7 protein-coding genes are annotated in these 12199 nt (G+C 52.3%); 3 read left to right on the forward strand and 4 right to left on the reverse strand.

Annotated features, from left to right (window positions below; all coding sequences use genetic code 11):
* Positions 1-126: 126 nt before the first annotated feature.
* A complete protein-coding gene (locus GSQ86_RS08370) occupies positions 127-2301 on the forward strand; it encodes a lipopolysaccharide assembly protein LapB (RefSeq protein ID WP_216841061.1) in 2175 nt (724 codons plus the stop codon).
* Here GSQ86_RS08370 and GSQ86_RS08375 read toward each other — a convergent pair.
* Positions 2298-4088 carry a long-chain fatty acid--CoA ligase gene (locus GSQ86_RS08375; protein WP_158749514.1) on the reverse strand — a complete coding sequence of 597 codons (1791 nt, stop codon included), beginning with the start codon at positions 4086-4088 and terminating at the stop codon, positions 2298-2300. The two genes, GSQ86_RS08370 and GSQ86_RS08375, sit on opposite strands and share 4 nt — an antisense overlap.
* Before the next feature lie 136 nt (positions 4089-4224).
* On the opposite strand from GSQ86_RS08375, the gene GSQ86_RS08380 reads away from it, so the two are divergent.
* Positions 4225-4671, forward strand: a complete 447-nt coding sequence (locus tag GSQ86_RS08380; RefSeq protein WP_158749515.1) for a DoxX family protein — start codon at positions 4225-4227, stop codon at positions 4669-4671.
* A gap of 51 nt (positions 4672-4722) precedes the next feature.
* On the opposite strand, the gene GSQ86_RS08385 is transcribed toward GSQ86_RS08380, so the two are convergent.
* Both GSQ86_RS08385 and GSQ86_RS08390 read right to left on the reverse strand, forming a co-directional pair.
* A complete protein-coding gene (locus GSQ86_RS08385) occupies positions 4723-5919 on the reverse strand; it encodes a tetratricopeptide repeat protein (RefSeq protein ID WP_158749516.1) in 1197 nt (398 codons plus the stop codon).
* A 91-nt stretch (positions 5920-6010) separates the two neighbouring features.
* Positions 6011-9331 (reverse strand): carboxypeptidase-like regulatory domain-containing protein, encoded by a 3321-nt coding sequence (locus tag GSQ86_RS08390; protein ID WP_158749517.1) that lies wholly within the window; start codon positions 9329-9331, stop codon positions 6011-6013.
* A gap of 346 nt (positions 9332-9677) precedes the next feature.
* Here GSQ86_RS08390 and GSQ86_RS08395 point away from each other — a divergent pair, with 346 nt between their 5' ends.
* Positions 9678-11090 (forward strand): glycoside hydrolase family 30 beta sandwich domain-containing protein, encoded by a 1413-nt coding sequence (locus tag GSQ86_RS08395; protein WP_158749518.1) that lies wholly within the window; start codon positions 9678-9680, stop codon positions 11088-11090.
* Between the two features lie 11 nt (positions 11091-11101).
* Here GSQ86_RS08395 and GSQ86_RS08400 read toward each other — a convergent pair whose 3' ends face one another.
* Positions 11102-12193 carry a LacI family DNA-binding transcriptional regulator gene (locus GSQ86_RS08400; RefSeq protein ID WP_158749519.1) on the reverse strand — a complete coding sequence of 364 codons (1092 nt, stop codon included), beginning with the start codon at positions 12191-12193 and terminating at the stop codon, positions 11102-11104.
* Positions 12194-12199: the final 6 nt, after the last annotated feature.

Raw genomic sequence — 12199 nt, forward strand, 5'->3', positions numbered from 1 at the left:
AGCGAAGAGAGCTATCCCTTGCGCGACGCAAACGAGGGCAGTCGCCCGGCGACCTTCTGCCAGAGAAGCGCGCGCACTTCGTCCACGCGGAAAACCCAATAAGAAATAGCGCCGGTGATGGTCGTCGTGTTAAAGACTGCCGGTTATGACGCATGGCCGGCGCTGATCGGCAGTTCGATCAAGCCGAATCCGGACCTGCCTTCTCCGGGCCAGTTCGACCATGTGATTACAGTGGTGCCGCGCGGCGACAAACAGATATGGCTCGACAGCACGCCGGAGATCGGTCCTTACCGCATGCTGATCTACCCATTGCGAGATAAGCAGGCACTCGTCATTCCTGACCACGGCCCTGCGTCTTTGATGCGCACGCCTGCGAACCCACCTTTTCCCGCCATCGATCAATTTGAGACTACCGGCAAGCTAGACGGACACGGGACCTTTACGGGGCATATGAGCATGAGCCTGCGCGGAGACAACGAACTGATGTATCGCGAAGTCTTCCATCAAACATCGCGAACGCAATGGAACGATGTGGCGCAAAGCATCTCTCAGAATCTTGGATTCGGTGGAACAATCAGCAATCTCGATGTCTCCGTTCCGGAGCATACGGCCGATCCCTTTCACTACTCCTACGACTACACGCGCAAGGAATACTCAGACTGGACGAATCGCCGCATTCAGCCGCCGATGATGCCTTTCGGCATGCCCAGTGCAGAGGATGATGACAAGCCAGCAGACGTGGTGACGCTGGGCGCTCCGCATGTAGAGGTAAGCCACTCGGTTATCGAGCTGCCGCAGGCATATACCGCCGTGCTGCCGAAATCGGTGAAGTATTCAACGGCGTTCGCTACCTATGAGGCGGATTATAAATTTGACGATAAAAATCATCTGGTTGCTGAACGGCGCGTAGAGGTGCTGGAAAGCAAGGTCCCCGTTTCTGAATGGGACGCCTATAAGAAATTCGTTAAGAACATACAGGATGATCAGGCTCGATTTGTTCAGTTAGCCGCCCCAGGTGTAGCTGCGGTTGCTGAAGAAATCAGTAATCCAGATGCAGAGCAACTGGTCCGCGAAGCCTATTTAGATTTACAAAGTAAGAATTTTGATGGTGCTCATTCCTCGCTCGAACAAGCGGAGAGGTTAAATCCACGACAACTTGGATTATGGTCTGCATATGGCGCGCTTAACATGCGCAACAACAATATTGACGAGAGCCTTATTGATTTCAAGAAGGAAGTCTCGCTTCATCCCACCAATCCAAATGTCTATCGTGCTCTCGCCGGCGTCCAGGTCAACTACAAGCAATACGATGACGCAGAATTGACGCTGCGAGCCTTGTTGAAGGTAGTTCCGAATGATGCTGCTACAGAGCTGTGGCTGGGATCGCTTCTGATGCAGCAAAAGAAGTACCAGGATGCTGCCAATCTGCTTACTGCGGCGCAGAAGACGTCGCCCAATAACAAGAATCTTGCAATTCCGGCAGGGAGAGCGCAGATCTTCGCCGGACATCCGAAGGACGGCGAAGCCACGCTACGAAATGCTCTTGATGGAGCAACCGACCCAGAAATCCTGAATGACGCGGCATACGAGCTGGCAGATACGAATCTCGATCTCGATCTAGCCGAGACAAGCTGCAAGAAGGCTCTTGAGCTTCTGGATAAAGAGGCTTCGCAGTTTACGCTTGCAAATCTGAACAACTCTGATCTGCGCCGGCTGCAGTTGGTCACCGCGACATGGGACACGATGGGATGGATTTATTTCCGCAAAGGAAACCTGCCTCTGGCAGAAAACTATGTGAACGCAGCCTGGTATGAAGGCCAGCATCGTGAAGTCGGCGACCACCTCGGACAGATTTACGAAAAGGAAGGCAAAATACAGGAAGCTGCGAACATCTACTCTCTGGCAGAAGCTTCGAGCCGGATGTCTCCTGACCCTGAAGGCCGCACTGAAATGGAAAAGAGACTTGCCGCCCTAAAGAGCCAGGGCATTCGCGTGTACGCCGATGCCGGGCGCGAACTCGGCGAACAACGTTCTGTCTATATTTCCAAAGTCACGAAGCAGTATGCGTCGGCGGAATTCTTTGTACAGTTTTCTCCAGACAAAGTAGAGAACGTTACCTACATTCATGGCGATGAGAGTTTAAGAACTGCTGGCGACACTCTACAGAAAGCAGAATTTCACGTCCCGTTTCCGAAAGATTCGCAGGCGAAGTTGATCCGGCGTGGCGTTCTTGTCTGCTCTGAAGGCAGCGACAAGTGTCAGTTTGCGATGTTGCTTCCGCAATCGACCACGACTGATTAGCCTTTTGCTGTGGCCTCATCTGTATAGAAAGCGGCGATCTCTTCGGCATACTGCTGGTTGACGATACGCCGCTTCAGCTTGAGGCTGGGCGTCAGCTCGCCCCCTGCGAGGGACCACTCTTCAGATACAACGCAGAAACGCTTGATTGTTTCAAATTGCGCAAGTGTACTGTTCACTTCGTCGACAACTTCCTGGTACTTCGCCATTACAGCTGCGTTGTTCACCAGTTCGCGGCGGGTGGGCGCACTGATTCCCTGCTGCTTTGCCCATTCTTCGAGAACCGGAAAGTTGGGCGAAATGATCGCACTCAAAAATTTATGTTTGTCTCCAACGACAGCTGCTTGTCCAATGAACAGGAATGACTTCAACTTGTTTTCAATCGGCTGAGGCGCGATCAGTTTTCCGCCGGAAGTCTTCAGGAGCTCCTTTTTACGATCCGTGATGTAAAGAAAGCCATCGTCATCGATACGACCGATATCTCCGGTACGAAACCAGTGCTCAGTATCGAAGGATTCTGCTGTCTCACCTGGTTTGTGCCAATAACCGGTAAAGACATTGGGTCCGCGAACCAGTAGTTCGCCGTCTTCTACGATCCGGCATTCCACATTTGGCAGAGGCTTTCCTACCGAGCCTATGCGATAGGCTCCTGATGTGTTGATGGCCAGTACGGGCGACGTTTCTGTCAAACCGTATCCCTCGAGTATTCGAATGCCCATACCCGCAAACCAGCCGGCTGTGTCGATTCCAAGAGGAGCTCCGCCGGCGATGTAATAGCGAACACGCCCACCAAAGCCTTGTTGAATTTTGCTAAAGACCAGCTTATTCGCCATCTTCCAACCGAGACTGGATGGCGTGTTTCCCTGGAGAATTTCTTCTTTGTGTTTTTGACCGGTCTTAATCGCCCAGCCGAAGATACGTTTCTTGGCTCCGGAGAGTGAAGCTTGCCGCTCTGCTTCCTGTCGAACTTTCTCATAGACGCGCGGCACCCCCACTAGAACAGTGGGTCGTATTTCCTTGAGCGCAGCTGGCAATTTTTCAAAGCCCGGGCAATAGGCAACCGTCGCCTGCCGGGTATAAATCGCATAATCCAGATGCCGCGCGGTGATGTGCGAAAGCGGCAGGAAAGAAATGCAGGAATCCTGTGATGAAATTTCAAACCCGGCCAGCGAATAGTTCACGTTCGAAGCTATATTTCCGTGCGTGAGCATGACGCCTTTTGGCTCACCCGTTGTGCCGGAGGTATAGATCAAGGTTGCCAGATCGTTTGGACCTATATCATAGGCCGCGCGGTCAAATGCGGGGTCACGATCGTTTCCGCTGCTGTCCGCATCCTTCAATAGGGACGACATGAGCACTGCGTCGGCTACGCCCTCATCATCCATCAGCACAATGCGTTCTATGGCTGTCTTTCCACGGACGGCGGCTACCTTGTCATATTGCTGCCGGGAAGAAACAACCGCCACGCGAGCGCCGGAGTCCGACAGTAAATCACCAATTTGATCCGCAGTCAGTGTGGGATAGATGGGAACATCCACTGCTCCAATTGCCAGCGAGGCAAAGTCGGCGACCGCCCACTCCCAGCGATTTTCTCCCAGAATTGCAACCCGGTCCCCCTTTCCTATTCCCCATGCGGCGAGAGCATTGGCGAAGGCACACACACGCTGGTATATCTGCATACCCGAAAATGCCTGCCATTTCCCTGTCGCATCCATGTATAGAACCGCGCGCGGGTGTGCACCGGTGGCAACCAGAAAGAAGATATCGTTAAGCGTTTTTAGCTGAAGCATATTGTCTCTTCACTGACTCCGACCAATCTATAGAAGCGGCAACCAATTGCCAAGCTTCGAGCTGAAAACACTTCATGCCTTTTCGATTCTGTTCGATCAATCTGTTACAACAAATTTCCTGGCGAGAGGCGCATAAATGAAACCTATTCTTCACACCACGAACGATATCGCTCTTGCGATTGCCCGACTGGTATTGGGTATTGTGTTCTTTATCCACGGAGGGCAGCTGGCCATGGGATGGTTTGGCGGCTATGGTTTCAGCGCTACGATGCACTTTTTCACTACGCAACTTGGAATTCCAGCCATCTTTGCGGCTTTGTCAATTCTGGCGCAATTTCTCGGCGCCATCGGTCTTATCGTCGGATTTCTCAGCAGGATTGCGGCGTTCGGTATCAGCATAGTCATGCTGGTGGCGATCGTAAAAATTCACCTGGCGGTGGGCTTCTTTATGAACTGGTATGGCACGCAAAAAGGTGAAGGCTTTGAATACCACCTACTGGTCCTCGCGCTTTGCCTGCTCATCATCGTCAAAGGCGCGGGTGCTTTTTCGATCGATTGGCTATTGAGTAAAAAAAGTATTTAGTCTCTGGTATGGATCAGCTTTTGGTGTTAGCTAATACTCGTTTGTGCTGAGCTACTCAGGCACATCGGAAGCGTCGGCATTTTTCTGGTTCGAAGCGACTCGCATGTCGTGGAAGATTTTTTCCAGCTTATCCGTCATATCCTTGTATTTCTTGTACGCGGCAACTTCCGCATTTGCCTTTTCCATTTGCCCTTGCCGTCGATACAACGCAGCGAGACGATAATGCGTCACGTAGTTCGTAGGGTCTATTTCGACCGCGCGCTCCAGCAATTGCTGCGCCTTGTCATCCTGATGCATGGAGACAAGCACTTTAGCCAGTTCCAGCATTGCGTCGCTATCGTCCGGCTGCAGGTTCAATGCGCGTGATTCAGAATCATATGCGGCCTTGTAATCACCGCGCTTTGCCGCAATGATGCCGAGCATCAGCTGCGCTTTCTCGTCGTCGGGATTGGCCAGAATCGCCGCTTTGAACTCGCCTTCCGCCTGCGCTCTCAGGTTTTCCTCGCTTGAATTGAAGAGAAGCGTTCCGAGCTCAGTATGAATGCCGGATAGTTTGGGATCGAGCTGAAGAGCCTCACGGTAATTTGCTATAGCTGCCGTATCATCTGAGTGCCGAGCCAGTTCGCGCGCCATGAGCTGGTGCATCTGCGCGCTGTTCGGGGCTGTCAAAGCCATGGTGATCATCGCTTTATCTGAGAGATCGCTATAGAGATGGTAGGCGGTATACAGCATCGCGGTGTTAGTAGGATCGGAAGCCAACAACGCCGATGCGATCGTAGCCGCCTTCTCAAGATCACCCGTTGCGGTGTAGCTGTCGAGTAAAGCCCGGCCTGCCTCGAACTTAAATTTCTCCTCGGTGAGATGAGGAAACGCGGCTTCTAAATCCTGTTGACCGGTGCGTACGTCATTCGTTCGAAGCTCCGCCAGGCCGAGCAATCCCTGAATCTTCCACAAGTTTGGCTGCAGCCTGGTGGCTGCACGAAGATGCGGTACGGCACCGGCATAGTCGTTGCGAAAGAACAGCAGCACGCCGAGGTTTCCCTGGGCATCGGCGTTCTCTGGGTCCAGAGCGACGACCGCTTTCAGTTCGGGGATAGCAAGATCGGGCCGCTGCCCATGCAGATATTGCTGCGCCAGACGCAAATGCTGGTTAATCTCTTCCTGCTTATTAGCTGGAGTTTGTCCAATGGAAAAAACTGGAGCGGCTGAACAGAGGATAACGGCGAACAAAACGGCTTTCGAGGGCATAGCAATCACATCATACCGGGAGATGGAAAACACTCAGAAAATACAAAGGACGGCGTGGTTGCGCCGTCCTTCAAAGCAAGACAATGGGAGGTTAGAAAGAAATTCTTCCGTAGAGCTGCATGGAGCGTCCGCCCACAGTCACAGTAGTAATCGTGGAAGCTTGTCCGGGTCCGAAGACACCGTTTGGCTGTCCAAAACTGGCGTGGTTGAAGACGTTCGTTGCATCTCCGCGAATCTCAAAGCTTACCCGTTCCCAGATAGGGAAGCTCTTTCCAAGAGACAAGTTCACGTTTGTAAGTCCGGGGCCATAGAGGCTGTTCCGTCGATAATCTCCGTACGTGCCGGCAGCAGGCTGAGCATACGCAGACATGCTGTACCACTCATTGATGCTGCGTCCACCTGGAACATTCAACGGATTCCCGACAACGTTGGGATACTGCGTGTAGTCTCCCGACTGATTGTATGAGTTGTTATTACCACCCGTCGTGATGGGGAAGGGATTGCCACCCTGGAGGATAATCGTTGTGGAAGTGCGCCACCCTCCGATAATTTCGTCGAGCAAAGCGCTATTGTTCAGGAATGGCTTTCCTCTTCCAACCGGCAACTCATAGACGACCGAGCCCTTGAACATATTTCGTATATCAAAGTTCGATGCACCGTAGTTGGCGGAAGGAACATAGGCATTCTGGTAGTTCTGCCACCCACCGCGGCTGCCCCAACCGGAAGAGTCCATCTCATCGAGGAAGTGCGACCAGGTGTAGTTGAAGTTAAACTCCAGCCCGGAGGTGAAGCGTCTCTGGACTGAGGCCTGTAATGCGTTGTAATTCGAAACTACGTTATTGGTGCTCCCGGTGATCTGACCGAAGACTGGATACGGCTTATTGCCTGTGTCGTTCAGAGAGAGCTTAGATTCGGGAACCTGGTTAACATCAACCGGGAAGTTCAGGTTATATCCGTGACTGCCCACATAAGCGATCTCGAACATCATATTGGTGCTGAGTTCTCTTTGGACACCGAAATTCCACTGGTAAATCTTAGGCACCGGCGTGTGGTACTGGTTGTATGAGACGTCCTGTCCGTTGTAGGCATCAGGAGTCGTCGGCGACGAAAGATAGGCTGAATTCACGCTTAAGCCGCTGGGCTGCGAAACTGAACTGCCATCGCCGCCAAGCAAGGTTACAGGGTTCACGCCATTGGTTGTGTCGGTAAGTCCACCACTGGAGCCGAATGCGGCACCCATACCCGCGCCATACGTATCGTCACTCCATGTATAAGCGTAAAGTCCGAAGCCGCCGCGAATGACCGTGTTCGGACGATATTGGTATGCGAATCCTACGCGAGGAAGGAATGTGCTCCAGACCGATGCCTGCAAACTATCACGGCCATTTGCGTGCGTCACGCCGTACCACATAGCACCGTTTGTATTGGTAGCAGGATTCATAACATTCGGATCAAAGGCACGCATATTGCCCTTCACCTCGTGCCAACCAGTCATGCCCTGAAAACGAATGCCCGCATTCACTGTGAGGTTTGGACGCAGCTTGATATCGTCCTGAACAAAAAGCTGGGGGCTTTTGAGTCTGCCACCCCATTCCGGCGTGACCTGTGCACTCCATGCCTGTGTATACCCAAGCAGGAAGTCCGCGTATGCAACGCCTGAATTGGCATTGTCGCCCTGGGTGGAAGTGGTGTAGACGCCGTTATATTGCATTTTGCCCGCGTTGATGTTGCCCCAAGCAGTGGAGTCTGCGCGACTGATGAGGAATTCACCGCCAAAATGCAGGACATGGCGACCGTGAATCAACGTCACTACGTCTGAAGGATCAAAGACAAATTCTTTATAGACCGCGTTCGATGCGGGTTGAAGTTCATAACAGCAGGCGCCACTCACAACAACGTCCGGGAAGACATCTGCTTTTGAGAACTGCCATCCCAATTTTGCAGGAAAGCCCTGGTTGATGGAGTACGGCGTGAAGAAGTTCAATTGATCGGTGAAACCCATGCGGGCTTCATTGATGAAATTCGGGCTGAAGGTCCATACGTCGGATACTTGCGCGTTATCCCGGCTGACGTCTCCATGCTGACAGTTAATCGGACATATTCCCTGATTCAGATAGGTGGCTGGGTTGTCGCTATTCGTTTCAGAGACAGTCAGGCGGTTATTTTGCGTGACGTCGTAGTCGAGGCGACCAAAATACTTAGTGAATGGATTGCTGCTGGGTGTGTTGTAGAAGTAGTTGTTGGTTACCTGACCGTTGGTAAGTGTTCCAGTTGCATTGGGTTCCGGATAGTACTTCTGAATGGCACCAGCAACGGCGTCGACCATGTTTGTCGGGATTTTGTTGCCGTTGTTATATTCCTCTGCGAAGGACTTGCGGTGTACCACGCCGTTCGCGTCGACGGTTTGCGTCGTTGGATCGTAGATCGTGGGTTGGCCGGTAAAATCGCCGCTTCTCATGAGATCGGTGGGAACAGTGATGAACCCGTTAGAAGCGCCGCCGTTCTGGAGGGTCTTGTCGTAGTTGAAATAAAAGAAGAGCCTGTTTCTCCAAATCGGGCCGCTGACAGATCCGCCGAAGTTGTTGTAGCGGAGAAATGGAACCGTCGATTTTTGACCGAAGGCATAAGGATTGGCATTCATGGCGTCGTTCTGAAAGTATTCATATCCAACACCGTGCCATTGATTGGAGCCACCCTTACTAATCTGGTTAAAGATAATGCCGCCGATTCCGTACTGTGCCGAGAATGCCGAGTTGCTGATCTTTACTTCAGATACAGTCTCGAAGACATTCACGTCGGAGTTCTGGCTCATGGGCAGCGTCGTTGTAGCACCATCAGCAAGCACTGAGCTGTATGGAAGATTGCCATTCATCGCGGCTATCTGACCGGGGTTCAGCGCATTCGAAGAGTTCTGCTGGACGCCCGAAGTGCCGGGCAGCAGAATCACAAAATTCTGCCAATCTGCTCCGACTTGCGGCAGTTCGGCCATGGTCTTTGATGTAAGAGTGGATGTTTGCGAGCCGGATTCAGTATCCAGCAGCGGCACATCCGTCTTCACGATGACTTCCTGTGATGCCGCACCGACAGTTAACTGCGCGTTTACTGTCTGAATGCCCACCTGTAGCGTAATAGGTCCGCGCACATAGGTCTGAAATCCATCTCTTGAGAAAGTGATCAGATAATGATCCGGAACGATGGGTCCGGTATCAAATAATCCCGCACTATCTGTCGTGTAGGTGCGAACAACCCCTTTGTCCACGTCTTCAACTTTGACTGCGGTATCAGGGATTACTGCTCCGGTTGCATCGGTAACTGTTCCGCGAATGTCTCCGGAATTTGTGTTCTGCGCAAAGCCATTGATACCTGACAATGCCAAGGCAACCATAAGGCTGCCACGAATCGTTTTCCACATACCCGCCTCCTAAAAACTACCTTGCTCGCGTCCGGCGCTCCATTTGCCTGGAGCTGCGGACTTTTTATCTATTACTTCGTTGCCGCCCAACGTTGTGGATTGCAACTCCCTGCGTTACATGTAATTCCTGTCTTTGAACCAAAGTCGGATCTGGAAGGACACTTGCTTAGACAAGCGTTTGCTTTATAGATCCAGCCGATCACAATGACGTTGACCGTCGATGATAAAAACAATTCACCAATACGATTGTCAAGGAAATTCTTTTGCTGCAATTTTAATAGACAAACCTTTGTCTTGGAGGATATGAATGTGATATTCAAATCCAGCTGCAAGCTATTGATGAATCATGGATAAGACGAATCGCCGTAATTTCCTTAAGCTGGCGGCCCTGGCCGCTTCGACGCCTTTAGCTACGTGGGCAAATATTCGACCTACATCTACTGAATCGGTTCTCCGCGCCTGGCGCACGACCGGGCAGCAACGTTACGTACCGATCGAAGTTCCGGCATGGCGTGCCGGAACGCCGACATCCGCTACGAGTATTCACCTTGATCCGGAGCAGCGTTATCAGCAGGTGCTCGGTTTTGGCGCTGCGCTAACAGATGCCTCATGCTATCTGCTGGAACAGCTCGATCCCACTAAACGGAGAGCTCTACTGGAAGAGTGTTTTGGAGTCTCCGGGCTTCGCATGTCTGTTGCCCGCGCGACAATCGGCTCCAGCGATTACTCACTCAATGCCTATACCTATGATGACGTCTCATCACCGGATCCGGATCTGACGCACTTCAGTATCGATCATGATCGCAAATACATTCTTCCCGCGCTCCAGGAAGTCCAACGGGTCAATCCCGAGTTATTTTATTTCTCATCTCCATGGAGTCCGCCCGCGTGGATGAAGGCCGGTAATTCCCTGCTGGGCGGATCTATGCGCAATAAATATTTCGATGCCTATGCGCAATACTTCATAAAGTATCTTCAGGCCTATGCAGCCGCAGGCGTTAAGGTCAGCGCTGTGACGGTGCAGAACGAAGTCGATACCGATCAGGATGGCCGTATGCCCCAGGCACTGTGGGGGCAGGAGTACGAGATGGAGTTTGTGAAGAGCCATCTGGGGCCGGCTTTGCAAAAAGCAGGAATCGACACAAAGATCTGGATCCTCGATCACAACTACAATCTGTGGGGCCGTGTTGTGGATGAGTTGAGCGATCCAGATGTCTATAAGTATGTCGATGGCGTAGCATGGCACGGATATTTCGGACCGCCAACTGCGATGACGCGCGTACACGATATGTTTCCAGAGAAGAACGCATACTGGACGGAGGGCGGTCCCGACTACACGCTGCCTGACTATGCTACGGATTGGACAAACTGGTCGAGTACCTTCACTGGTGTCCTGCGCAACTGGGCAAGATGCATCGTGAGCTGGAATCTGGTCCTGGACGAAAATGGGAAGCCAAACATCGGTCCATTTTCCTGTGGCGGCATGGTGACACTCAACTCAAAGAGCCAGGAAATCACACAGAGCGGTCAGTACTGGGCCTTCGCTCATTACTCGAAGGCCATTCAACGAGGTGCCCGTGTCTTCGCGTCGTGGGGAGAATTGGAAGGCATGGACCATCTTGCAGTCGAAAACCCTGACCACAGCCGTGTTCTCATTCTGACAAACAAAGGCCGTGAGCAAACGGTGCAATGTACCCTCAAAGACGAATCGCTATCCGTTTCTCTGCCGCCAGACTCGGTTACGACACTGGTCTGGTAGCAAAGCGCCGTCTACTTTGAGATGCCTCTCTTGCGAGTCTTGCTTGTTCCCGCCTTCTCACGTAAGTGACGTGGCGGGGATGTAGACTCGCGCACAATGAGGCGAGGCTTCACTGCCACTTCCTGAGAAGTGAGGCCCATTCCATTCAATCTCTCAAGCAACAGCTGTGCTGCCAGCTTTCCCATCTCATGCAGTGGTTGACTGATGGTCGTCAGGCTGGGAGTCTGAAACGCGGCTTGCGGAACATCATCGAAGCCGATGATCGAAATATCTTCCGGCACGCGAAGCCCTGCGTCGTGCAGCGCGCGAATCGCCCCGATAGCCGCCATATCGTTGAAGCAGATCATGGCACTGAAGCGGCGATGATGCGCGAGCAACTGCTGTACGACGGGATAACCGAGTTCAGGAGAAGTCAGATCTTCGGAGAGCTGAATCGTAAGCTCGGGCTTGATTGCCAGCCCGAGATCCCGCGCCACCTTTGTAATCGCTTGCCAGCGTACTTCAGAATCGGAACTGTAAATTTGACCACGCATAAAGGCGATAGCGCGATGACCTTGATCGTATAGATGCCGAACGGATAGTTCTGCGGCGGTGCTGTGATCGAGCACGACATTTGTAACGCCTTGAATCCTGCTGTGCCCTGCCACGGCGACGACTGGTACCGTTAATTTGTGGTTGAGGTGAGTATCGATGGCGATGATGCCTTCGGCTCCGCGGCTTGTCAGCAGGTTCGGATATTGCTCGATCAAATCGGCACGGTGCCGATGGTGCGCGATGAAATAAAAATAGCTTTCTTCCAGCAGATGATCACCAATGCCGCTCATGACTTCAGTGTGATAACCATCTGCCAGTACCGGTACGAGGATCCCAATCGTCATTGTGCGGCGATTCCGCAACGATCGCGCAACGAAGCTCGGCTGATAATTAAATTTTCGGGCCGCAGAACGGATTCGCTCTCTGGTCGCTTCAGGAATCGATCGACCGGGAACATTGTTCAGGACAACGGAGACGGTCGCTGGATCAAGCTTTAAGTATGCAGCCAGAACTTTTAGCGTTACTGGCTCACCCGAATTGTCGGCACTACCCTGTTTTTTCTTTGGCATAGAAGC

It is taken from the genome of Acidobacterium sp. S8, assembly GCF_009765985.1.
Lineage (GTDB): Bacteria > Acidobacteriota > Terriglobia > Terriglobales > Acidobacteriaceae > Alloacidobacterium.

What these genes read in the sequence shown, in the direction of transcription:
- GSQ86_RS08375 (WP_158749514.1), bottom strand. Translation starts at nt 4,088, where the DNA reads ATGCTTCAGCTAAAAACGCTTAACGATATCTTCTTTCTGGTTGCCACC.
- GSQ86_RS08380 (WP_158749515.1), top strand. Translation starts at nt 4,225, where the DNA reads ATGAAACCTATTCTTCACACCACGAACGATATCGCTCTTGCGATTGCC.
- GSQ86_RS08385 (WP_158749516.1), bottom strand. Translation starts at nt 5,919, where the DNA reads ATGCCCTCGAAAGCCGTTTTGTTCGCCGTTATCCTCTGTTCAGCCGCT.
- GSQ86_RS08390 (WP_158749517.1), bottom strand. Translation starts at nt 9,331, where the DNA reads ATGTGGAAAACGATTCGTGGCAGCCTTATGGTTGCCTTGGCATTGTCA.
- GSQ86_RS08395 (WP_158749518.1), top strand. Translation starts at nt 9,678, where the DNA reads ATGGATAAGACGAATCGCCGTAATTTCCTTAAGCTGGCGGCCCTGGCC.
- GSQ86_RS08400 (WP_158749519.1), bottom strand. Translation starts at nt 12,193, where the DNA reads ATGCCAAAGAAAAAACAGGGTAGTGCCGACAATTCGGGTGAGCCAGTA.